The following is a 22958-nucleotide window of genomic DNA, read 5'->3' as shown; positions in this document are numbered from 1 at the left end:
ACGAGTCGCCCCCGCACGCGCGGACCCCTGCCGTCCGGCCACGCGCCCGCAACTGTCGCTACTGCTCCTGGGCGTGGCGGATCGCGTCGAGGACGATGTGGGCCACGTGGCCGTCGGTGAGGGTGTACTCGATCTCGCGCGCTTCACGGCGTGCGGTGACGATGTGCGCGGAGCGCAGGACGCGCAGGTGCTGGGAGACCAGGGGCTGGCTGACGCCGAGCGCGGTGACGAGCTCGTGGACGCGCTTGCCGCCCTCGGCCAGTTCACTGACTATGCCGAGCCTGACCGGTGAGGCCAGCGATTTGAGCAGCTCTGTCGCCGCCTGCAGGGCCTGTATGCGGTCGACGGCTTCCGCGGGCTCCGGCCCGGAGGGCCCGGAGGCACTTGTCGTCATATGCGCACATTAGCATGTGAGAACGACAATCACCTGGGTGCGAGCGGACCGGTCAGTGCTCGTCCCAGTGCCCCTGGTGGGCGGCGTGGCGGTGTCCGTCGTGCACGAAGTCCGTGTGGTCCTCATGTGGAACGGCGACGTGTCCGCACTGCGCGCCGTGCTCGTGGCTGTGTCCTTCGTGCGCTGTGTGCCGGTCGGCGGTGCAGTCGTCGACGTGGTCGCCGTGCGTGCGGTGGAGGTGTCCCTCGTGCGCGTAGTCGACGTGGTCCTCGTGCGGGATCGCCACATGGCCGCAGCCGTCGCCGTGAGCGTGCTGGTGGCCGGCGTGGGGGTGGTGGTCAACGGTATGGGACACGGAGAACTCCTCGCTCGCGCTGCCGGCTGTCCCGGCTCGGTCTAATATATTGCAACATTAGCATATGGCGACCTTTGCATGTATCACGCCACGCGCCACACCTGTGGGCCACGCGCCGAGCCGCCGGGGTGAGGGGCACTCGGGTCAAGAGATGGCAACGATTGTCATATCGAGGATGGCGACCTGGTGGTGAAATTCGTTTTCATCTAGCGTGGGCAGTCGACCGACCGTGCCGGTGCCCGCTGTGCCTGGCTTGATGGAGGAGTTTCCGCACCATGAAGGCTGCCCTGTCCCGTTCCACCGCCCGCCGTCCCTGGCGGTCCGCCGCCGTCGCGGGCGCCGCCGCACTCGCCGCGACGACCCTCGCGGCGTGCTCGACCTCGTCCGCCCCGGACTCGTCGGGGGGCGACAAGTCCGAGGCCGCGCCCGCTGGTTCGGGGGGCGGGAAGACCGTCCAGGTGGTGGCCGCGGAGAACTTCTGGGGCAGCGTCGCGAGCCGGCTCGGCGGCGGGCACGTCAAGGTCACCAGCATCATCGACAACCCCGACGCGGACCCGCACGACTACGAGCCGACGGCCTCCGACGCCCGTACCGTCGCCGGCGCGCAGTACACGATCGTCAACGGAGTCGGCTACGACGCGTGGGCCGACAAGCTGCTGTCCGCCAACCCCGCCCCCGGCCGCACCAGCCTGGAGGTCGGGGACCTGGTGGGGATCAAGCCAGGCGGCAACCCGCACCGCTGGTACTCGCCCGCCGACGTCCACCGGGTGATCGAGCGGATCACCGCCGACTACAAGAAGATCGACCCGGCCGACGCCGCCGACTTCGACAAGCTGAAGACCACGTTCGAGGCGCAGACCCTCGGCACCTACAACCAGCTGATAGCGGGTATCAAGGCGAAGTACGCGGGCACCCCGATCGGCGCGTCGGAGTCCATCGTCAGCCCGCTCGCCGACGGGCTGGGCCTGAAGATGCTCACCCCCTACTCGTTCCTGAGTGCGATCAGCGAGGGCACCGACCCGACCGCCCACGACAAGGCGCTGATCGACCAGCAGATCAAGGGCAAGCAGATCAAGATCTACGTCTACAACAGCCAGAACGCCACGCCCGACGTGCAGCAGCAGGTCAAGGAGGCCAAGGCCGAGGGCATCCCGGTGGCCACCGTGACCGAGACCCTCACCCCGGCCGGCGCCTCCTTCGAGGACTGGCAGGTCCGGCAGTTGCAGGGCATCCAGCAGGCGCTGGCGAAGGCCACCGGGAAGTGACGGCGGTGAAACCGATGACCAGGGCCGGCGCCGTGGCCCACAGGACGGCAGCACCGCGGCCGGCGGCGCGCGCGCCCGAGCCGCCGGCCGCGGTGGTCTCGCTGCGCGACGCCTCCGTACGAGTCGGCGGGCGCACGTTGTGGTCGGGGGTCGATCTGGAGGTCGGCGCCGGGGAGTTCGTGGCGGTGCTCGGGCCCAACGGTGTGGGCAAGTCCACGCTGGTCAAGGTGCTGCTCGGGGTGCTGCCGCCGGCCACGGGCGAGGTCCGGGTGCTCGGCGCGGCGCCGGGCAGGGCGGGGGAGCAGGTCGGTTACCTGCCGCAGCGCCGCAGCTTCGACGCCTCCTTGCGGATGCGCGGAATCGACGTCGTGCGGCTCGGCTGGGACGGCGACCGCTGGGGCGTGCCGCTGCCCTGGGCGCCCGGGCGCAAGGCCGCCGCCGCGCGGATCCGCGAGGTCATCGAGATGGTCGGCGCGTCCGGATACGCGCACCGGCCGATCGGGCAGTGCTCCGGCGGCGAGCAGCAGCGGCTGCTGATCGCGCAGGCACTGGTCAGGCGCCCCGAACTGCTGCTGCTCGACGAGCCGCTCGACAGCCTCGACCTGCCGAACCAGGCCGCGGTCGCCGCTCTCATCGGCCGGATCTGCTGCGAGGAATGCGTGACGGTCGTGATGGTCGCGCACGATGTCAACCCGATCCTGTCCCGCCTGGACCGCGTGGTCTACCTCGCCGAGGGCGGCGCCGTGTGCGGTACCCCAGCCGAGGTCATCACCTCCGAGACCCTGACCCGCCTGTACCGCACCCCGATCGAGGTGCTGCGCACCACCGACGGCCGCCTGGTGGTCGTCGGCCAGCCCGAGGCGCCCGCGCTGCACACCGACCGGCACACCGGACGGGGAGAGGGCCCGTCATGACGACGCTGACCGTACTGGCCGGCGGATCCCCCGACTGGTCGTGGAACCTCCTGACGGACCTGCGGGCGATGTGGGCGTATCCGTTCATGCTCAACGCCTTCAGGGCCGGCACGATCGTGGCCGTCGCGGCCGGCGTCATGGGCTGGTTCATGGTGCTGCGACGGCAGAGCTTCGCCGGCCACACCCTGGCTGTCGTCGGCTTCCCGGGGGCCGCCGGTGCGATCCTGGTCGGCGTCAGCGCAACTTACGGCTACTTCGCCTTCTGCGTGACCGCGGCCCTGGCCATCGCCGCCATCCCGCGGGCGGGACGGAACGCCGACAGCGCGGAGTCCGCGCTCACCGGCACCGTGCAGGCGTTCCTGCTCGCGTGCGGCTTCCTGTTCACCGCTCTTTACAAGGGGCTGCTCGGCGGGACGACGTCGCTGCTTTTCGGCAGCTTCCTGGGCATCACCACCACCCAGGTGTGGGTGCTCCTGGCCGTCGCGGCCGTCGCCCTGGGGGTGCTTTCGGCCATCGGACGGCCGCTGCTGTTCGCCTCGGTCGACGCCGACGTCGCCGCCGCCCGCGGGGTGCCGGTACGGGCGCTGTCCACCGCCTTCCTCGTCCTGCTGGGTGTCGCCGCCGCCGAGGCCAGCCAGATCACCGGCACCCTGCTGGTGTTCGCCCTGCTGGTGATGCCCGCCGCCACGACACAGGCCGTCACCGCGAGCCCGCGTCTGAGCCTCGGCCTGTCGGTGGTCGTCGCCGTCGCGGTGACCTGGCTCGGGCTGACCGCCGCGTACTACTCGCCCTATCCGATCGGGTTCTGGGTGACCACCTTCGCCTTCTGCGCCTACGTGCTGGCCCGGCTCGGCCGGCTGGCCGCCGACCGACTGCCGCACCCGACCGCGTCACGGCTGCCTGCGGGAGGCCCGGCATGACCTCCACCGGCACGGCGATGTCGTACCTGTCCGCACCCGGGTGGGCCTCCGCCCTCGGCCACCCCTTCTTCCAGCACGCCCTGCTCGCCGGCACCGCCATCGCGGCCGCATGCGGCCTCGTCGGCTACTTCCTCGTCCTGCGCGCCCAGGTGTTCACCGGCGACGCCCTCAGCCACGTCGCCTTCACCGGCGCCCTGGCCGCCCTCGCCTACGGAGCCGACCCCCGGATCGGCCTGTACGCGGCCACCATCGGCGGCGCCGTGCTGCTCGGCACCCTGGGCAGACGCGGCCGGGCCGACGACGTGGCCATCGGCAGCGCCTTCTCCTGGGTCCTGGGCCTGGGCGCCTTCTTCCTGACCCTCTACACCACCTCCCGCAGCTCGGGAAACGGCGGCGCCGGGGTCAACGTCCTGTTCGGCTCGATCTTCGGCCTGTCCGCCGGCCACGCGCTGACCGCCGCGCTGGTGGGCGCCGGGATCTGCGCCGCGGTGCTGTTCGCCACCCGTCCGCTGCTGTTCGTGTCCGTCGACGAGGCGGTGGCGGCCGCCCGCGGGGTCCCCGTACGCCTGCTCGGATTCGCCTTCCTCGCACTGACCGGCGCGTGTGCGGCCGAGGCCACCCAGGCGGTCGGCTCGCTGCTCATCCTCGGCCTGCTCGCCGCCCCCGCCGGCGCGGCCCAGCGCATGACCGCGCGCCCCTACCATGCGCTGGCGCTGTCCGCCGGTCTCGCGGTCGCCGAGATGTGGACCGGCCTCGGCCTGAGCTACGCGATCCCGCGCACGCCGCCCAGCTTCGCCATCCTGGCGACGGCCACCGCGGTCTACGCCGCCACGTACGTCCCCGGGCTGCGGATACGTATCCCCGCGCCGGCCGGCTGACATGAGCGGTGACGAGCCCACGCCGCCGGCCGGCGACGTCGCCCTCATCGGCCGCCGCACCGCGCAGCGCGCCACCGTCGTGGCCACGTTCATCGACAGCGGGGACTTCACCAGAGCCCAGGCGCTGCACATCCGGCTGCTCGCGGCCGGCCGGCGCGTCGGGCTGAGCACCGTCTACCGGACGCTGAGCGTGCTCGCCGACGCCGGCCGGGCCGACGTCGTCCGCGAACCCGGGGGCGAGCGCCTCTTCCGCTACCGCCCCGCGGCAGGAACACCGCCACTTCCTGCTGTGCCGGGTGTGCGGCCTCGGCCTGCCCGTCGACGCCGGTCCCATCGAGCGCTGGGCCGCGGCGATCGCGGAGTCCTCCGGTTACCGCGACGTCGGGCACACCGTCGAACTCACCGGCACCTGCCCTGACTGCCGCAGCGAAGGTGCGGGCGGCGGCATGTGACGTCGCGCCGGCCCGCCGCCCGGTGACGCGCGGGCACCCGCCCGCACGCGCGGGCGGGCGCCCGGTGCCTTCCGCACCGGGAGCCCGCCGGCCGACCCGCTCGGGGAGGGGCGGGAGCGGGCCGTACCGGTCGCCCCCGCCCGGATCCGGCTCAGTACGTGGTGGGGACGTAGGTGTAGCAGTAGGTGGAGTTGTCGTCCAGGTCCCAGACCTTGTTGCCGGTCTTCGGGCCCACGATGCCGTCCGCCTTGCCGTTGGTCGTGAGGTGGTAGTACTTCTGGAAGGCCTTGATGCCCGCCTCCGTCTTGGACCCGTAGCGGCCGTCCTCGTCGAGGATGGGCGTGGGCACCGGCGAGGCGTTGATGGCGGCCTGGACGCACCAGACGCCGTGGGAGTTGTTGGTCTGGCCGGGGCCGATCCAGCCGGCGGACGTGGAGGCGGTGGCAGTGCCGGCCATGATGCCGGTCGCGATCCCCGCGGCGGCCACGGCGATGCCTGCCTTCCGCGTGATTCCGGTGAACAGCGTTCGCATGATGTCTCTCCTGCGTCGAAGGTGCGGGCCGGGCGCCGGGGCGGCGGACGTAAGGCGGTGTGCCTCTCAGAACGCGTCCCGGTTGCCCGAACTTGCCTGCGTCGAGCCTGCGTTCCGGCGTGCCCCGGTGCCCAGCGGTGGCCGCCAGGTGAGGTGACAGCGGGACGGGCCGCCCCGTGACCTGCTGCGACACGGCACGGGACGAGGTCGCGTCGGGACGCGGAAGCCGCCCCGGCCCGGCGGCGTCCGCCGCCCGCCCCGCGCCACCCCGGTCCCCGGTGACCCTCCTGGACCTCAACGCCGCGCCGCCGCACCGCAGGTGGGCGGGCGGGACGTCCCGCGAATCCCTCACATGTCCGGAGGACGTGGCCGGGCGCAGCCGTCCAGCTGAGAGTTGACCCGGAGTCCGGCGGACCGGCGATCGGCCGATCGCACGGTGGACGGCGCCGGTCACCCGGCGGCGTTGTCCCGGGACACCGCTGACGCGGCACCCCTCGCACGGACCCCTCGCACGGACCCACGGCAGTACACCCACGCTCGACGAGAGGAACGCAGGCCATGACCGGAGAGCTCATGAATGCACGCGGGAGCCGCAGGCGCCGATCCGCCTTCGCCGGCGCGCTCGCGGCCGTCCTGATGTCCGGCGCGATGCTGGCCGGCCCGGCCGCCACCGCGCTGGCGTCGGCACCGGCGCCGGCATCCCTGTCGGCGGTGTCGGCGGCGTCCGTCGCCGACGTCAAGCTGGCGCAGGCCGATCTCAACGGCCTCGGGTACGACGCGGGAAGCGTCGACGGGGTCAGCGGCCCGCAGACGCAGGCAGCGGCCGAGGCCTTCCAGTCCGACCGGTGCCTCGGCGTCGACGGGATCATCGGGCCGCAGACGCTCGGCGAACTGCAGACCGTCGTCAAGGCGGTCCAGGGCAAGGCCGGAGTCGGCCAGGACGGCGACTACGGACCTGACACCACCGCGGCCGTCAGGACCTACCAGAGCGCGCACCAGCTGACGGCCGACGGCATCGCAGGCCCGGACACGATGAAGTCGATGGGCATCACGCGGCTCGTCACCAGCTGCCACAGCACCAACGCCCAGCGCGCGGAGATCGTCTACGTGGCCAAGGGCCAGCTGGGCGTGCGGGCGGACTCCCGCAACTGCGTGCCCGGCAAGCCGTACAGCATCTGCGCGGACTGGTGCGCGGCCTTCGCCACCTGGGTGTGGCGCGACGCCGGCGAGAACATCCCGTTCATGACCTACGTGCCGGACGTCTACGACTGGGCGGTCGGCCACGGCCGCTGGTACGGCACCAGCCAGCTGCACTCCGCCCTGCCGGGCGACCTGATCATCTTCGGCAGCGCCAACAACCGCTACCACATCGGGGTCGTGGACCACGTCAGCGGCTCGACCGTCTACGTCATCTCAGGGAACACCTCCAACCCGAGCAACTCCGCCCAGATCGGGGTCTACGACAAGGGCTACGCCCTGTCGAGCTCGGTCTTCTACGGGCTGGTCCGCCCGTGAGCAGCCGAGCGCACGTTCCGACGGACACGAGGACGACCGGTGGACGGAGCACGCACATGACCAGGCATCTCGCCGCGGCCGTCGCGGGCCTGGCGCTGCTTGCGGGCACGCCCTGGGGCGTCGCCCAGGCGTCGGCGGCCGCGCCCGCCGGCCCGGCCGTCCACTGGCACGAGGACGCCGACCACATGGGGTCGGGGCTCGCCGCCCGGACGCCCGCCGGGGCCGTCGCGGGCTCCGGGCAGGCACTCCGGGCCGCCGCCGGCACGCTCAAGGGCCTCGACGTGAGCGCGTATCAGGAGAACATCAACTGGGCGTCCGTCGCCGCGGGAGGAGCTTCCTTCGCCTACGTCAAGGCGACAGAGGGCGTCGACTACACCAGCGGCCAGTTCTCCAAGCAGTACAACGGGTCGGCAGCGGCCGGCCTCATCCGGGGGGCCTACCACTTCGCCCTGCCCGACGCGTCCAGCGGGAGCAGCCAGGCCGACTACTTCGTGGCCCACGGCGGCGGCTGGTCGGACGACGGCAAGACGCTTCCCGGCGCGCTCGACATCGAGTACAACCCCTACGGTGCGACCTGCTACGGCCTGAGCCAGAGCGCGATGACGTCCTGGATCACCGCCTTCAGCAGCGAATACCACGCCAAGACGGGGCGTTACCCGGTCGTCTACTCGACCCGGGACTGGTGGTCGAGCTGCACCGGCAACTCCGCCACGCCGGGCCGGCTCGACCCGCTGTGGATCGCCGACTACGGGGGCGCGCCGACCCCGCTGCCGAACGGCTGGAGCACGTACACGATCTGGCAGAACGCCGCCGGCGGGACCTTCCCCGGCGACAGGGACGTCTTCAACGGCACCGCCGCCGGTCTCGCCGCTTTCGCCCACGGCACGTACACACCTCCGCCGCCGCCACCCGGCAGCGGCTGGCCCGTGGTGTCGCAGGGCACGACCGGCCACAGCGTGACGGCTGTCCAGTACCTGCTCGACGCGCACGGCTCCGCCCTGGCGGTGGACGGTGACTTCGGCCCTGCCACCAGGAGCGCGGTGGTGGCCTTCCAGAGCAGCAAGGGCCTGACCGCCGACGGCGTCGTCGGGCCGAACACCTGGCAGGCGCTCATCATCACCGTGAAGGAGGGCGACAGCGGATCGGCCGTGAAGGCGGCGCAGGACGAACTGTCCGCGCACGGCCACAGCGTGACGGTGGACGGCGAGTTCGGTCCTGCCACCAGGAGCGCGGTGGTCGCGTTCCAGAGCGGCAAGGGCCTGACCGCCGACGGCGTCGTCGGGCCGAACACCTGGCAGGCGCTGGTGTCCTGAAACAGCCGCCGCAGGAGCAGGGGAGTGGAGCAGGGGCCCGGCACCGGGCCCCTGCTCCGCCCGGTGCTCCCGGATCCCGCCTCGCGGACGACAGGGCGGCGCCGTCAGGACGCCACGCGGGCGGTGAAGCACTGCCGCGAGCCGGCCGCCGGCTGGAGGCAGACCCGCACGTCGTGACGTGTCCCCAGCACTGCCATGGGCGTGTGGACGTAGCCCGTGGCGTCCAGCGTGTCGGTCACCCGGACGTCGTTCGTACGCCCCCCGGCCGTACCGACGTCGATCCGGTCTCCCACCCGCGACATGCTCAGCCGCGCCCATACGGTGAGGCAGCGCGGGCTGTAGCGGATGTCGATCACCTCGCCGCCACTGGCACGGTCGGTCGCGAGGGTGGCCGCCGAGGTGCCGCAGAGCGTACTGCTCGGGCTCCGGCCCTCGCATGACGCGTCACGGCAGCCGGCCGCCGAGGTGGGCGGCCGATCGGGTGCCGGCCGGCCGGCGATCGCGAGCCCCGCGGCCGCCGCGGCGACGCAGCCGAGCGCGACCACCGCGTAGAGGCTCCAGCGCGGACGCCGGCGGGGAACCCGGGACGCCGCGGCGCCGGGCGGATCAGGATCCGCTGCCACCCCGTGCACCCGCGCGCCCGACCCGGCAGCGCGGGCCGGCGGCGGAGGGGCGTCGCCCGGCGAGGGACCGCCGGTCCCGTCCGCGAACCGGCTGGACAGTTCGAGCAGCGTCAGCAGCCGCCCCGCGGGTTCGCCGGTCAGGCCGCACAGCTCTTCCACGGCCCGCCGGGGCGGCAGCGCCTTGCCGTTGAGATACCGCTCCCACGAGGACTTGCTGTAGGTGGTCTTGGCGGCGAGCCCGGCCAGGCTGAGTCCGGCGCGGGCCTTGAGATCGCGCAGCCCCTGGGTGAGCCGCGTCGTCTCGGGTGACCCGTCCCGCCTCGCGGTCATCCCCGCAGGGCCTTCCAGGTGTGCGGTCCGACCATGCCGTCGACGACCAGGGCGTGTTCGGTCTGCAGCCGCCTGACCGCGCGTTGGGTGAGCTCGCCGTAGATGCCGTCTATCTCGCCCGGCGAGAAGCCCGCCCGCTTCAGGAGGCACTGCACCTCGGCGACATCCTTGCCGACCATGCCCTCCTGGACGACCGCGGTCCTGCTGCGGCTCAGGCCCGCGTACCAGGTGCTGTCGCTACGGGTGATGTGGCAGGTGTAGCTCGTCGCGGTCGACCGGTGGTCGTCCTGCCAGGGGCGCACCGCCAGCAGGACGGCGGCCGCGGCCAGGACCAGCGCGCCGGCGGCGATCTGCAGCGGGCGGCGGCGCAGGAGCGGCGGGGATTCGACCGCGCCGGCCGGGGACGGCGGGGCCGCGCCGGCCGACGACGATCCCACCGCCTCCGCGTCCGTCGCGGCGGCTTCGCGGACCCGGGCGTCCCCGGGTCTGGTCCAGACCTCCGCCGCCACCTCGTGGAGCGCGAGCAGGCGCGCCGGGTCCAGCCCGAGCGCCCGGGCGAACGCCTCGACCGCCTGCTGCGGCGGCAGGTTCCGGCCCGACAGATACCGCTCCCACGACGCCTTGCTGTACCCGGTCCTGGCCGCCACCTGCGAGAGGCTCAGATCGCCGGCCTCCTTCAGCCTGCGCAACTGCCCGATCAGCTGCCGGACTCGCGGATCCAGGTCCGGCGGCAGTTTCCCTCCGCGCGCCATGTCGCACCCCCAGGCTGCCGACACTCTCAAGGCTAGTGATACACCGTCACCTGCTCGTGGTTCCCGCGCTCATTCACCCGTTCCGGCCAAAGTCCCGGGCGGGCCCGGTCCCGGCGTGGCCGACGTGCAAGGACAACACCGGCCTGGTCAGGGTCCGGCTCAGCGCGGAATCGGCCTGCCGGCGCGCCGCCATCGCGCGGTACGGTCCCGCCCTGGAGGCCGTCGCCCTCAGCCGGGACCGCGAGGTGAACCGCATCGACGACGCGCTGTCCCATCCCGGCGGATGAACCGCGCGCCGGGGCGAGGACCACGGGCGCCGCCTGACCGCGTTTCGCGGGGGTCAATGTCCGCTTTGTCTGCCGAAGATTCCTACGGTGACTTCCGTGACACCTCTTTCCGCGGACATCGTCCTTCCCTGCCTCAACGAGGCCGAGGCACTGCCCTGGGTCCTCGCGCGAATCCCGGCCGGCTGGCGCGCGCTGGTGGTGGACAACGGCTCCAGTGACGGATCGGCCCGGGTCGCCCGCTCGCTGGGCGCGGTCGTCGTCCAGGAGCACCGGCGGGGTTTCGGCGCGGCCTGCCACGCCGGCCTGCTCGCCTCGGTGGCCGACTTCGTCTGCTTCTGCGACTGCGACGCCTCCCTCGACCCTCGGCTGCTCACCGGGTTCGTACGGACGGTGGCCGCGGGCGAGGCCGATCTGGTGCTCGGCCGCCGCCGTCCGCAGGGGCCGGGCGCCTGGCCGCCGCACGCCCGCGCGGGGAACCTGGCCCTGGCCCACCTGCTGCGCCGCCGTACCGGCCTGCGGCTGCGCGACCTCGGGCCGCCCCTGGCCGCGACGCCGGCCGGCGGGGGTGCGCGGTGACCGATCTGCTGGTGATCGCCAAGGAGCCGCTGCCCGGCCGGGTCAAGACCCGGCTCACCCCGCCCTACTCTCCCGCCGAGGCCGCGGCGCTGGCCGAGGCGGCGCTCGCCGACACGCTCGCCGCGGTTGCCGCCGTCCCCGCCGCCCGGCGGGTGCTGGTCCTCGACGGGCGGCCCGGGCCGTGGCTGCCGCCCGGTTTCACCGTCGTCCCGCAGTGCGGCGGCGGCCTCGACGCACGTCTGGCGGCGGCGTTCGCCGGCTGCGCCGGGCCCGCCCTGCTGATCGGCATGGACACCCCGCAGGTCACCCCCGCACACCTGCTTCCCGCCATGGACTTCGACGCCCACGACGCCTGGTTCGGGCCCGCCGCGGACGGCGGCTTCTGGGCTCTCGGCCTCGCCGACCCGGATCCGTCGCTGCTGCGGGGCGTCCCGATGTCCGTACCGGAGACCGGGGCGGTGCTGGAACTGCGGCTGCGGAGCGCCGGGCTGCGAACGGGGCGGCTGGGGGTGCAGCGGGACGTGGACACGGCTGCCGACGCCGTCGAGGTCGCGGCGGCCGCCCCGCACGGGCGGTTCGCCGCCCTGCACTCCCGGCTCCGCGTCTCGGGGGCGGTTCGATGACACGCGGCCCGACGACCGGCGGCACGGCGAGCACCGGCAGCCGTGCCGCGACCGTCGCCGCAGGCGGCAGCCGTACGACGTCCCCGTCCGCCTGGCGGGAGGACGCCTACACCCGCGCGCTGCGGACCGGAACGGGCCCGCTCTACCTGCGGTTCCAGGACGGCCGGCTGCTTCCGCTGGCGGTCGAACGCTGGCTGGCCGACGCGGACGCCGCGGACGAGAGCGTCCTGCTGCGGTGCCGCGGGACGGTGCTGGACATCGGCTGCGGGCCCGGACGGCTGGTGGCCGCACTGGCTGGGCGGGGCCATCGTGCGCTCGGGATCGACATCAGCCCGACGGCGGTGGCCAGGACCGTGCTTCGCGGCGGCAGCGCCTTGTGCCGGTCGGTCTTCCACCCGCTGCCTGGGGAGGGCCGCTGGAACACCGCCCTGCTGCTCGACGGGAACGTCGGCATCGGTGGCGACCCGGGGGCGCTGCTCGCCCGCACGGCGGAGGTGCTCGCACCCGGCGGGCGGCTGATCGTCGAGGCGGCCCCCGCGGAGGTGGACGAGTGCTGCGAGGTCAGGCTCGACGGCGGACTCGGCGACCTCGGAGCACCCTTCCGCTGGGCCCGTGTCGGGCCCGCGGCCCTGCGCCGGCACGCGGGCCGGGCCGGGTGGGTGCCCGCCCGCACCTGGACGGCTGCGGGACGCCACTTCGCCGAGCTGCGGCCGGTCCGCCGCAGCCGGCCGGACGCGCCGTGACGGCCGGGGCGGGGCCGGCCCGGGCCCCGGGAGGGGTCCGAAGGCTTACGGAAGCCGGACACACCGTCGTGCCGCCCGTGGCGCGGGTCCGCCGGATGCCACGGTGATGCCGTGACCCACCGCTTCCCGCACCACGCCGGAGCCCTCGATCCCCGCCCCGGGGCAGCCGCATCGCGCCCGCCGGAGGCGGCCGCCGCGCCCGGCCGCCGCCCGCGGCGCCCCCGGACGGCCACGGCCACCACCGCCGTCCTGCTGGCCGCGCTGACCGCGGCGCTGCTGCTCGCCGTCGGCGCGGGCAGCGGCTACGACCCCAATCCCCGCGGGCTCTACTGGTGCTACACCCTCTCCTGGGCCCTGTTCGCGGCGGCGGTGGTGGCGCTGCGCGGGGTGCCGGCCCGGCGCGCCGCCGCGCTGGTACTCGCCGGGGGCGTCGTCGTGGCCGCCACCGGCCTGATCGCCGCACCGCGCACCAGCACCGACTCCTACCGCTACGCGTGGGACGGCCGGGTGCAGGCCGCCGGCATCTCGCCGTACGACCACGCGCCCGCCGACCCCGCGCTCGCCGGGCTGCGGGACAGCTGGCTCTTCCCGCCTCCCGGGGCATGCGGGAAGCCGGACCTCTCGCCCCTTCCCGACGACGGCTGCACCCGCATCAACCGCCCCCAGGTGCACACCATCTACCCCCCGGCGAGCGAGCTGTACTTCCTGCTCGTGCACGCCGTCGCACCGGCGCACGCCCGGCACAAGGCGTTCCAGGTCGGTGGCGCCGTACTGGCGGTCGCGACCACCGTGGCGCTGCTGCTGATCCTGCGCCGCAGCGGCGACCCGCGCGCCGCCGCGTACTGGGCCTGGTGCCCCGCGGTCCCCATGGACGCCGTCAACAACGCCCACGTCGACGTCCTCGGCGTGCTGCCGGCCGTGGTCGCGCTCGGCCTGACCTACCGTCACCGGGTCGCCGGCGGGACGGTCCTGGGCCTGGCCGTCGCGGCCAAGCTGCTGCCCGCCCTGCTGCTGCCCGGCGCCCTGTCCGGCGTCCGCCGGGTCCGCGACGCGGCCGGCACGGTGGCGGCCGCCGCGGCGGTCGTGGCCGCGCTGTACCTGCCGTACCTGCTGGTGTCGCACTCCTCGGTTCTGGGGTATCTCGGCGGCTACGCCCACGAGGAGGGCTACCAGGACGCGGGCGGGAACAACCGGTACGTGCTGCTGCGGCTGGTGCTGCCGGACTCCTGGGCTTTGCCCGCCGCCGTCGTGGCGATGGCGGCGGTCGTCGTCCAGGTGATCCGGCGCGGCGACCCCGAACGCCCGTGGAGCGGCGCCCTCGTCGTCACCGGCACCGCGTTCTTGCTGCTGACCCCCGGCTACTCCTGGTACGCCCTCCTGCTCGTCGCCCTGGTCGCCCTCGACGGGCGCTGGGAGTGGCTGGGCACCGCCGCCGCCGGCGCCGTCGCGTGCCTGAGCAGGGACACGTACCCGTCGGCTGCGACCGGTGCGTACGCGATCGCCGCCGTCGCGGTACTCGCCGGGCTCGCGGTGCGCGGGCGGGAGCGGAACCCGGGACGCCGGATCGGCCCGCTCCTGGCAGGTTCCTCGTGACGCCCGCGGCGCCCCGGCCCCATCCCGCCACCGCCGCGACGGGCGAGCGGCTCAGGCCCGGCGCGGCCGACCGACGAAGGGACCCCTCGTGACCGGTGAAGAACGCAGCGGTCCACCCGACCCCGGCACCGGGGACGGGGGCGGCGGCCTGCGGAGAAGCGGACTGCTGCGCCGACGTGCGGCGGCGCTCGCGACCACGGTCCCGGCCGGCCCCTTCCGCCCCGGATTCTGGCGCAGCCCCATCCGCGGACGGTGGCTGACCTCGGTGCTCGGGCTGGTGCTGCTGGCCGGGATCAGCATCGAGTTCGTCACCGGCCTGTTCTCCTACGCCGCCTACAACCCCCGGCTCGGCGCGCTCAACGACCAGACGCCGGGCAAGGGAATCCTCGGCTTCTACCTCTTCACCTGGCCCACTCACCCCTCCTGGCTCTACCGGCTGAACCAGGGCGTGCACGTGACGCTCGGAGTCGTACTCGTCCCCGTCCTGCTGGCGAAGCTGTGGTCGGTGATCCCGAAACTCTTCAGCTGGCCCCCCGCCCGCAGACCCGCACAGGCCGTCGAGCGGCTGTCCGTGCTGCTGCTCGTCGGTGGCGCGCTCTTCGAATTCGCCACCGGCATCCTGAACATCCAGCTGCACTACATCTTCCCGGGCTCCTTCTACACCCTGCACTTCTACGGCGCCTGGGTGTTCATCGGCGCCTTCGTCGTCCATGTCGCCCTGCGCCTGGGCATCGTGGCCCGGGCCCTGCGGGCCGTGCCGCTGATGACCGTGCTGCGGACCGGCACCGCCCGCACCGAGCCCGAACCGCCGGACGACAGCGGCCTCGTCGCCACCGCACCGTCCCGCCCGACCATGAGCAGGCGCGGCGCCCTGGCGTTCACGGGCGCCGGGTCGCTCGCGCTGCTTGCCGTGACCGCCGGGCAGAGCATCGGCGGCGACTGGCGGAAGACCGCACTGCTGGCCCCGCACGGACGCAACCCCGGCAGCGGACCCAACGGCTTCCCGGTCAACAAGACCGCCGCCTACGTCGGCATCACGGCCGCGGACATCGGGCCGGACTGGCGGCTGCGCCTCCACGGACCTGCCGGCACCCGCACCTTCACCCGCGCCGAACTGCTGGCGATGCCGCAGCACCAGGCACTGCTGCCGATCGCCTGCGTGGAGGGCTGGTCCACCGACGACCAGCACTGGTCAGGGCTGCGCCTGGCGACCCTGGCCGAACTCGCCGGGCTGCCGAACGCCGGCAGCGTCAAGGTCCAGTCGGTCCAGCCGGCAGGTGCCTTCAGCACCGTCCTGCTGGCCGCCAACCAGATCCACAACCCGCTGTCGCTGCTGGCCCTGCACGTCAACGGCGCCGACCTGTCGCGCGACCACGGCTTCCCCGCCCGGGTCATCGTCCCGGCCAACCCCGGCGTCAACAACACCAAATGGGTCGGCGCCCTCACTTTCAGGACGTGAACCGATGGTGCGTCGCCCGAACCGGCTGAGCCGGAGGTTCCTCGACTCCTACGGCGCCCGCCCGGTCCATCTGCTCGCGATGGCGGGCTGTTTCGCGCTCGCCGCCTACGCGGCCGTCCAGCTGCTGGCCGGCCGCACCCTGGCGGTGGCCGCGTGGTTCGTCGGCGCGGCCCTGGTGCACGACCTGGTCCTCGTGCCGCTGTACTCGGCGGCCGACCTCGCCGCCCGGCGGGCGGTCCGCCGCACCGGCGGCGGCGCGACACCGTACCTGAACCACCTGCGCGTCCCGGTGTACCTGTCCGGCCTGCTGCTGCTCGTCTGGTATCCGCTGATCCTCGACCGCTCCCAGCCCTATCGCGGCGACACCGCTCTCAACGAAGGCGTCTTCCTCGGCCGCTGGCTCCTCATCACCGCGGCCCTCTTCGCCGCATCCGCCGCCCATCTGGCCCTGCGCCAGCTCCTCAGGCGCCGCCGTCCAGCACGCGAGCAGCGGCACCCCTGATCCCGGAACAGCCCCCCGCAGCTCCCGGCGGCCGAGACCGACGAGCGGCCCCCCGCGAAGCGAACGGGGCGGCGCCCGTCCCCGGCGTCCTCCGTACCTGAGGGCGGATTGGTCCAGACCTATTGACGCGCCTTGCCGCCGCTCCTACGATCCCCGTCGGTCACCGCGTCGCACGTCTCACTCCGCCCGGAGCCGGGGCCATCCCCCCACGACTCGCCCGCGCCCTCGGGCATGTGGCGAGAAGGGAGCACACCATGTTCCGTCACACGAGCCGTGCCGAGCACGGATCGGCCGTCAGGAAAAGGACCGTCGCCGGGGTGAGCGCGGCCGCCGTCATCGGCGCCACCGCCGCCCTGGCCGTCTCCGGCGCGGCGGGCGCCGCCACCACGAACCTGCTGGCGAACCCCGGTTTCGAGAGCGGGCTGTCCAACTGGACCTGCTCCGGCGGATCCGGCGCCGCGGTCAGCAGCCCGGTGCACTCCGGCGCCTCCGCGCTCAAGGCCACGCCCACCGGTGCCGACGACGCCCAGTGCACCCAGACCGTCAGCGTGCGGCCCAACTCCCAGTACACGCTGAGCGCCTTCGTCCAGGGCAGCTACGTCTACCTGGGCGCCACCGGCACCGGCGCCGCCGGCGACCCGTCCACCTGGACGCCGGGCGCCACCTCGTACACCCAGCTCAGCCTCAGCTTCACCACCGGCGCGAGCGCCACCTCGGTGACCGTCTACCTGCACGGCTGGTACGGGCAGCCCACCTACTACGCGGACGACATCTCGCTCACCGGGCCGGGCGGCAGCGGCACCACACCGCCCACCTCCCCGACCACCACCCCGCCCACGTCACCGACGACCTCGCCCACCAGGACGCCGCCCACCTCCCCGACCACCTCGCCCACCACGACACCGCCCACCAGCACCCCGCCGGGCGGTGCCACCTGCGCGACGAAGCCCCGGCCGTCCGGCAAGGTCCTGCAGGGATACTGGGAGAACTGGGACGGCGCGGCGAACGGCGTCCACCCCGGCCTCGGCTGGACCCCTATCACCGACAGCCGGATCGCCCAGCACGGCTACAACGTCATCAACGCCGCCTTCCCTGTCATCCTCTCGGACGGCACGGTCGAATGGCAGGACGGCATGGACAGCGGCGTCAAGGTCGCGACGCCGGCCGAGATGTGCCAGGCCAAGGCGGCGGGGGTGACGATCCTGATGTCCATCGGCGGCGCGACCGCCGGCATCGACCTGTCCTCGAGCACCGTCGCCGACCGCTTCGTGGCGACCGTCGTGCCGATACTGAAGAAGTACAACTTCGACGGTATCGACATCGACATCGAGACCGGACTGTCCGGCAGCGGCAACATCAAGACGCTGTCCGCCTCGCAGGCCAACCTGGAGCGCATCATCGACGGCGTGCTGTCGCAGATGCCCGCGGGCTTCGGCCTGACGATGGCCCCCGAGACCGCGTACGTCACCGGCGGCAGCGTCACCTACGGGTCGATCTGGGGCGCGTACCTGCCGATCGTGAAGAAGTACGCGGACAACGGCCGCCTGTGGTGGCTCAACATGCAGTACTACAACGGCAGCATGTACGGCTGCTCCGGCGACTCGTACGAGGCCGGCACCGTGGCGGGCTTCACCGCGCAGACGAGCTGCCTGAACAGCGGCCTGGTCGTGCAGGGCACCACGATCAAGGTCCCCTATGACAAGCAGGTCCCCGGCCTGCCGGCCCAACCCGGGGCGGGCGGCGGCTACATGGCGCCCAACCTGGTCAGCCAGGCGTGGAACTCCTTCAGCGGCTCGCTGAAGGGCCTCATGACCTGGTCGATCAACTGGGACGGCTCGAAGGGCTGGTCCTTCGGCGACAACGTCAAGTCCCTCCAGGGACGCTGACCTGCGGCAGGCCGCCCCGGGCCGAGTGCGGCCCGGGGCGGCCGGTTGCGCAGGCGCGTCACCCCGGCGGAGCGCTCACGCGGTGGCGATGCCGAAGACGTGCATGTCCCCGCCCTGCGTGGTGGCAGGCAGGGTCACGGATGCCAGCTGCTTGCCGGACTGCAGGGCGGTCGGCGCGGTGGCGAACACATCGGTGCCCACCGGGTCGGTGGAGCCGCCCATGACGTCGCGGTAAGTGGTGTGCACGGCGACGGTGTTGCCGAAGGAGGGGGTGCCTCCGCCGCCGCCGAGCGTCCAGTCACTGAAGCCGATCTCTGCCTGCTGGGTGGTGCCGTCGGTGTAGGTGAGCGTGACGGTGCCTGACGTGTCGCCGAAGGCGGCGCTGCCGAGCAGGCTCAGCTTCGTGGCTCCTGCCGAGGTCTTGGACACGTCCAGGACCTGGTCCCCGCCGCCCACCACGATGTTGTCGGGCGCTCCGGGTGCGACGTCGGGCCAGGTGAAGTCGAAGCCGCCGGCCGAGACGGTCCCGCCCGGGACGGCTCCCGCTGCTGCGAGTGCCTTGGCGGAGTAACTCCAGCCGCCGCCGTCGAAGTTGGCGCTCGGAGCGTCGTCGTCGTACGAGATGCCGTTGCTGTTGACGTACCAGGTGACGGAACCCTTGACGCCGACGGTGACACTCAGCCACACGGTCGGGGCCTTCGCGCCGTGCTGACCGGTGAGGGTGAACGGCACCCGGTAGACCCCTGGCTTGGTGCCTGCGTCGACGCGGACGGCCACCTTGGTGCTGGTGGCGCCGCTCCCGGGCACGGTCACCGTGCCGCGCGAGGGCGACAGGGTGATGCCGGCCGGGGCGTCGGCGCTCCAGGACACCCGGGTCTTCTTGTCCTGGAGGGTCGACAGCGCGAGCGAGGTCGTCGCGGAACTGCCGGGCTCGACCTTCACCGACGTGGGTGAGGCGGCCGCGAAGAACGGGGCCTCACCGGTGCGGAAGGACGGCGGGGCGTCCTTGGCGGCGCTGCCCCAGCGGGTGTCGGGGGTGGCGCCGACGGTGTAGTCGAGGGTGCCGCCGTGGGTGGTGAAGGAGGCCGGCACCCAGGGCTGGTCGGACTTCTTGCCGTTGACGCGCAGGCCCTGGATGTAGATGTTCTTCGCGGAGGCCTGGGGGGCGTTGACGGTGATGGTGTGGCCGGAACCGGTGCGGATCACGGCCTTGGGGAAGACCGGCGTGCTCAGCACCAGGTCGGCGCGGCTGGGGACCTGCGGGTAGAGGCCGAGCGCGGAGAAGACGTACCAGGACGACATGGTGCCTGCGTCGTCGTTGCCGGGGATGCCGCCGGGAGTGTCGGTCCACAGCTGGTCGGTCTCGGCACGGACGGTCTGCTGTGTCTTGTAGGGGGCGCCGAAGTAGTCGTAGAGATAGGGCGCGTTGATGTCCGGCTCGTTGGTGGGGTCGTAACGGGTCTGGTCCTGCGCCGAGAAGTCGAAGGTGCCGTCGGGAGCTCGGAAGAAGGCGTCGAGCCGCTGGATCGCGGTCGCGTCGCCGCCCATCGCCTGGGCGAGCCCGGCGACGTCGGAGTAGACCATCCAGTTGTAGCGGGCGCTGCTGCCCTCGACGAAGCCGTTCCCGGTGCTGGGGCTGAAGGTGGCACCGGCCCAGGAGCCGTCGGAGTCGCGGTCGCGCATGTAGCCGCCCTGCGCGGTCGCGTTCGGGTCGAAGACGTTGGTCCAGTTGCCGCTGCGCTCGGCGAAGGACTTCTGCGCCGGCTTGTCGCCGACGGCGCCGGCGAGTTCGGACAGGCCGAAGTCGGCCGCCGCGTCCTCCAGTGTCTCGGCGGCGCCGCCCCAGCAGTGGCAGTCGTCGGACGGCACGTAGCCGAGCTTCAGGTACTGGTCGAGCGCCGGTCGCTGGCCGACGCATTCGACGTTGCAGCCGGCGCTGTCGGAGTCGTTGGCGGTGGGCACGGTGGCGGCCTTGACCAGCGAGGCGAGGGCGCCCTTGACGTCGAAGTCGTGGCCGCCGAAGGCGTAGATGCCGGCCAGCGCCGCGTCCGAGGGGTCACCGGACATGATGCTGGTCTTGCCGTTCTCCAGCAGCCAGCGGTCCCACTCGCCGCCGCGCTGGGTGGCGTAGTTGAAGAGCGACTGGGCGTAGTCGCTGCCGATCCTCGGCTGCAGGAGCGTCAGCAGCTGCACCTGGGCGCGGTACTGGTCCCAGCCGGAGAAGGTGCCGTATTGGGCGTGCTGGCCCTTGGCGAGCTTGTGGACCGCGCGGTCCCCGCCGAGGTATCTCCCGTCCACGTCGCTGGTGAGCGTGGGCTCCAGCATCGAGTGGTAGAGCGCGGTGTAGAAGGTGCTGAACTGGTCGGGGCTGCCGCCGGAGACCGCGATGCGGCGCAACGCCGCGTTCCAGTCGGCCTTCGCGCTCGCGCGCACGGAGTCGAAGGAGCGCGACGGCGGGTTCTCCGCGCGGAGGTTGGCCTCGGCGCCGCCGGTGCTCACGTAGGAGATGGCGACCTTCACCTGCACGTCATGGGTGCCGGCGGGGAAGGTGATGTACGCGCCGGAACCCTTGCCCGCGGTGGGGTTGCCGCTGCTGTTGTAGCCGGTGCCGCCGTCGGCGGAGGTGGAGCCGGGGGCGAGGGTGCCGTCGGTCCAGGTACCGACCTTCGCGAACGGCTGGTCGAAGTGGGCGGTGAAGTGCAGGGTGTAGACGTCGTGCCGGTTGTTGGCGCTCTGCGGGCCGCAGAAGTTGCCGGCGTCGACCGAGCCGGTCACCGTGCGGGTGGCGGCGTCGACGTCGACGCTGGCCGCGCTGCTGCCGCTCTCGGAGTTGGAGGTGCGCAGCAGCATGCTGGCCGGCTTGTCCGCGGGAAACCCGAACTCACCCGTGCCGGTGCGGTCGGTGGTGGTCAGCTGTGCGGTGGCGCCGCTGTCGAGGGCGACCTTGTAGAAGCCGGCCTGCGCCGTCTCGTTGGCGTGCGAGAAGGTGCTCGCGTAGACCGCGTCGCCCGTGTCGGAACTCGGCGAGGAGGTCACGTCGCCGACGAACGGCATGATCGGGATGTCGCCGTTGGCCCCCGAACACCCCACGCCGTTGAGGTGGGTGAGGCTGAAGCCGCGAATCCTGGTGGCGTCGTAGCGGTAGCCGCCCGGGGCCGGGTTGGAGAACTGGTTGCCCGTCGAGGTCTGCGGGCTCCAGGAGAGCATGCCGAACGGCTCGACGGCGCCGGGGTAGGTGTTCCCGGCGTTCGAACTGCCGATCAGCGGGTTGACGTACGAGGCCGGGTCGGCCGGCGCGGCACCCGGGGACGCGGCACCGGCGCTCTGCGCCCCGAGGCCGAGACCGAGCAGCGCGGTGGCGGCGGTGGCCGCGGTGGCGACCCGATGCAGCAGACGGGTTCTTCCGCCGGGTGAGGGGAATCTGACTGACATTTCCTGCCCTTCGGACGTACGGGGAGGAGAGGCACCCCGGGGGAGGGGGTGGGGTGCCTGCCGAGCTGGACAACGTTGTCATCGCAACAGCAAGCGATGCTCCTCCGGCCTTTGTCACGTTGTCAAGACCTTGACCTTCTCCTGGTCAGCTCGCCGCAGCCCGCCCCCGCCCGGCAAGTGCGGGCGGTTCAAGGCGAGTTGGCGGGCGCGCGGCGGGCCCCGCCGACAGCGTCGCCGCGAGGCGGAACCGGACGCATCAAGGCGAACTCGAACGTCGCCATGAGCCCGGGGCTTTGTACCGGTTGTCCGACCGGGACGGACGGCCGTGGCTGCCGTGCGGAAGTGATCGCGATTTGGGGGATGCTCCTATAGATGTCAAGCGGCAGGAGCAAGGTCGGTTTGTGTGGCTTGTTCGGTCGGTGTGCTGGTCAGGGCGCGGTAGACCTCGCGGGCGACGAATCGTTTGAGGCAGCGCATGATGTCCTTTTTGGACAGGCCTTCCTTGGTGCGGCGTTCGACGTAGGTGCGGGTGCGCTCGTCGTAGCGCATGCGGACGAGCACGATGGTGTGCAGGGCGTTGTTCGCGGCCCGGTCGCCGCCTCGGTTGAGGCGGTGGCGGTGGGTGCGGCCGGAGGATGCCGGGATCGGTGCGACCCCGGCCAGGTGCGCGAAGGCGGCCTCCGAACGCATACGTTCGGGGTTGTCCCCGGCCGAGACCAGCAGTTGGCCGGCGGTTTCGGGGCCGACGCCGAACAGTTCCAGCAGTGCGGGAGCGGCCTGCCGGGTCAGCGGACCGAGTTCCGCGTCCAGCTCGGCGATCTCGGCGTCCATCGCCTGGTGGCGGCGGGCCAGGCGGCGCAGGGCTGCCCGGGTGGCGGTCAGCGGGCGGGACAGGTCGTCGCCGGGCCGCAGCCGGGCGAGCGTGCGTATCAGCGTGGCCCGGTCCACTCCCGCGACCTGCTCGCGCAGCATCGCAGGCGCCGAGACCAGCAGGCCCCGGATCTGGTTCATCGCCTGGGTGCGGGCCTTGACCGCGCTGCGGCGAGCGGTCCGCAGCACGCGCACGGCCTCGACCACGCCGTCCCGGCTCTTGGGGGTGCCGGTGGCCCGCCCGGACAGTACGGCTGTCGCGGCGGCGTAGGCGTCGATCGGGTCGGACTTGCCCTTCATCCGCCGGGTTTTGCGGTCCGGACGGTCGACATCGATGACTGTGACTCCTGCGGCGGTGAGCACCCGGGCGAGTTCGGCCCCGTAGGCGCCGGTGCCCTCCACACCCACCGCGGCCAGCTCGCCGAGTGAACGCATCCAGGCCAGCAGATCCCGGTAGCCGCGGATCGTGGCCGGGAACTCCTGGTCAGCCAGGTGCCGGCCGATGGTGTCGATCACCGCCGCGTGGTGGGTCAGGCCGTGGGTGTCGACTCCGCCGGTGATCTGCGGGCCGTCGTGCGTCATGCTGGTCATGTCCGTCCTTGTGGCGTGTCCGTTCCGAGGGCGGCACGCGCCGGTCGGGCGGGTGGACAAGACAGTGACGGGGCTTCTGGACCAAGCTCCTATGAAGTCACAAGCGCCCGTCCGGCCGCGTGCGTGGTGACGCCCGGCGGGCCGACAAATCCC

The 22958-nt window shown here is 72.9% G+C and carries 20 protein-coding genes and 2 pseudogenes; 15 read left to right on the top strand and 7 right to left on the bottom strand.

Annotation, left to right across the window (positions count from 1 at the left end; genetic code table 11):
• Nucleotides 1-58: 58 nt before the first annotated feature.
• Both OG702_RS03960 and OG702_RS03955 read right to left on the bottom strand, forming a co-directional pair.
• Nucleotides 59-394, bottom strand: a complete 336-nt coding sequence (locus OG702_RS03960) for an ArsR/SmtB family transcription factor (protein ID WP_327287474.1) — start codon at nt 392-394, stop codon at nt 59-61.
• A 52-nt stretch (nt 395-446) separates the two neighbouring features.
• On the bottom strand, nt 447-749 hold the full coding sequence (locus OG702_RS03955) for a hypothetical protein (RefSeq protein ID WP_327287473.1): 303 nt from the start codon (nt 747-749) through the stop codon (nt 447-449).
• A gap of 275 nt (nt 750-1024) precedes the next feature.
• On the opposite strand from OG702_RS03955, the gene OG702_RS03950 reads away from it, so the two are divergent.
• The 6 genes and pseudogenes from OG702_RS03950 to OG702_RS03925 all read left to right on the top strand — a co-directional run bounded on the left by OG702_RS03950 (nt 1025) and on the right by OG702_RS03925 (nt 5178).
• Nucleotides 1025-2014: a metal ABC transporter solute-binding protein, Zn/Mn family gene (locus OG702_RS03950; RefSeq protein WP_327287472.1), complete on the top strand. Its 990-nt coding sequence runs from the start codon at nt 1025-1027 to the stop codon at nt 2012-2014.
• Between the two features lie 14 nt (nt 2015-2028).
• Entirely contained in the window at nt 2029-2928 is a 900-nt protein-coding gene (locus OG702_RS03945; protein ID WP_327287471.1) for a metal ABC transporter ATP-binding protein, read from the top strand.
• Complete coding sequence (locus OG702_RS03940) at nt 2925-3848, top strand: metal ABC transporter permease (protein ID WP_327287470.1); 924 nt, start codon at nt 2925-2927, stop codon at nt 3846-3848. The genes OG702_RS03945 and OG702_RS03940 overlap by 4 nt, the downstream gene beginning before the upstream one ends.
• Nucleotides 3845-4726 carry a metal ABC transporter permease gene (locus tag OG702_RS03935; protein ID WP_327287469.1) on the top strand — a complete coding sequence of 294 codons (882 nt, stop codon included), beginning with the start codon at nt 3845-3847 and terminating at the stop codon, nt 4724-4726. The genes OG702_RS03940 and OG702_RS03935 overlap by 4 nt, the downstream gene beginning before the upstream one ends.
• 1 nt (nt 4727) lies before the next feature.
• Nucleotides 4728-4919 (top strand): annotated as a pseudogene (locus tag OG702_RS03930) (transcriptional repressor); the annotation flags it as partial.
• A gap of 103 nt (nt 4920-5022) precedes the next feature.
• Complete coding sequence (locus tag OG702_RS03925; protein ID WP_327293485.1) at nt 5023-5178, top strand: hypothetical protein; 156 nt, start codon at nt 5023-5025, stop codon at nt 5176-5178.
• Between the two features lie 151 nt (nt 5179-5329).
• On the opposite strand, the gene OG702_RS03920 is transcribed toward OG702_RS03925, so the two are convergent.
• Nucleotides 5330-5710, bottom strand: a complete 381-nt coding sequence (locus tag OG702_RS03920; RefSeq protein WP_327287468.1) for a peptidoglycan-binding domain-containing protein — start codon at nt 5708-5710, stop codon at nt 5330-5332.
• Between the two features lie 573 nt (nt 5711-6283).
• On the opposite strand from OG702_RS03920, the gene OG702_RS03915 reads away from it, so the two are divergent.
• Together OG702_RS03915 and OG702_RS03910 are read left to right on the top strand one after the other, a co-directional pair.
• Nucleotides 6284-7225 (top strand): peptidoglycan-binding protein, encoded by a 942-nt coding sequence (locus OG702_RS03915; protein ID WP_327287467.1) that lies wholly within the window; start codon nt 6284-6286, stop codon nt 7223-7225.
• A gap of 56 nt (nt 7226-7281) precedes the next feature.
• A complete protein-coding gene (locus OG702_RS03910; RefSeq protein WP_327287466.1) occupies nt 7282-8538 on the top strand; it encodes a GH25 family lysozyme in 1257 nt (418 codons plus the stop codon).
• A 104-nt stretch (nt 8539-8642) separates the two neighbouring features.
• On the opposite strand, the gene OG702_RS03905 is transcribed toward OG702_RS03910, so the two are convergent.
• Both OG702_RS03905 and OG702_RS03900 read right to left on the bottom strand, forming a co-directional pair.
• The gene (locus OG702_RS03905) at nt 8643-9491 is read right to left on the bottom strand and encodes a helix-turn-helix domain-containing protein (protein ID WP_327287465.1); all 849 of its coding nucleotides are present in this window, start codon (nt 9489-9491) and stop codon (nt 8643-8645) included.
• Nucleotides 9488-10243, bottom strand: coding sequence for a peptidoglycan-binding protein (locus OG702_RS03900; RefSeq protein ID WP_327287464.1), 756 nt, complete (start codon nt 10241-10243; stop codon nt 9488-9490). Before OG702_RS03900 ends, OG702_RS03905 begins: the two co-directional genes overlap by 4 nt.
• 374 nt (nt 10244-10617) lie before the next feature.
• Here OG702_RS03900 and OG702_RS03895 point away from each other — a divergent pair.
• The 7 genes and pseudogenes from OG702_RS03895 to OG702_RS35360 form a co-directional block, all read left to right on the top strand.
• Nucleotides 10618-11079: pseudogene (locus OG702_RS03895) on the top strand (glycosyltransferase family 2 protein); the annotation flags it as partial.
• A 23-nt stretch (nt 11080-11102) separates the two neighbouring features.
• The gene (locus OG702_RS03890; RefSeq protein ID WP_327287463.1) at nt 11103-11729 is read left to right on the top strand and encodes a TIGR04282 family arsenosugar biosynthesis glycosyltransferase; all 627 of its coding nucleotides are present in this window, start codon (nt 11103-11105) and stop codon (nt 11727-11729) included.
• Nucleotides 11726-12472 (top strand): class I SAM-dependent methyltransferase, encoded by a 747-nt coding sequence (locus OG702_RS03885; RefSeq protein ID WP_327287462.1) that lies wholly within the window; start codon nt 11726-11728, stop codon nt 12470-12472. The genes OG702_RS03890 and OG702_RS03885 overlap by 4 nt, the downstream gene beginning before the upstream one ends.
• Before the next feature lie 111 nt (nt 12473-12583).
• On the top strand, nt 12584-14065 hold the full coding sequence (locus OG702_RS03880; RefSeq protein ID WP_327287461.1) for a glycosyltransferase 87 family protein: 1482 nt from the start codon (nt 12584-12586) through the stop codon (nt 14063-14065).
• Between the two features lie 163 nt (nt 14066-14228).
• Nucleotides 14229-15524 carry a molybdopterin-dependent oxidoreductase gene (locus tag OG702_RS03875; RefSeq protein ID WP_327293073.1) on the top strand — a complete coding sequence of 432 codons (1296 nt, stop codon included), beginning with the start codon at nt 14229-14231 and terminating at the stop codon, nt 15522-15524.
• 4 nt (nt 15525-15528) lie between these two features.
• Nucleotides 15529-16026 (top strand): hypothetical protein, encoded by a 498-nt coding sequence (locus OG702_RS03870; RefSeq protein ID WP_327287460.1) that lies wholly within the window; start codon nt 15529-15531, stop codon nt 16024-16026.
• 254 nt (nt 16027-16280) lie between these two features.
• A complete protein-coding gene (locus OG702_RS35360; protein WP_442814291.1) occupies nt 16281-17912 on the top strand; it encodes a carbohydrate binding domain-containing protein in 1632 nt (543 codons plus the stop codon).
• Between the two features lie 75 nt (nt 17913-17987).
• On the opposite strand, the gene OG702_RS03855 is transcribed toward OG702_RS35360, so the two are convergent.
• Both OG702_RS03855 and OG702_RS03850 read right to left on the bottom strand, forming a co-directional pair.
• Complete coding sequence (locus OG702_RS03855) at nt 17988-21344, bottom strand: GH92 family glycosyl hydrolase (RefSeq protein ID WP_327287459.1); 3357 nt, start codon at nt 21342-21344, stop codon at nt 17988-17990.
• Nucleotides 21345-21719: 375 nt separating this feature from the next.
• Entirely contained in the window at nt 21720-22796 is a 1077-nt protein-coding gene (locus OG702_RS03850; protein WP_327293072.1) for an IS110 family transposase, read from the bottom strand.
• Nucleotides 22797-22958 lie beyond the last annotated feature (162 nt).

Origin of the sequence: Streptomyces sp. NBC_01198 (genome assembly GCF_036010485.1) — a bacterium.
In the GTDB taxonomy this organism is placed as follows: domain Bacteria; phylum Actinomycetota; class Actinomycetes; order Streptomycetales; family Streptomycetaceae; genus Actinacidiphila.
The sequence above is the reverse complement of the archived record's forward strand: the minus strand, read 5'-3'. Positions and strand labels throughout refer to the sequence as shown.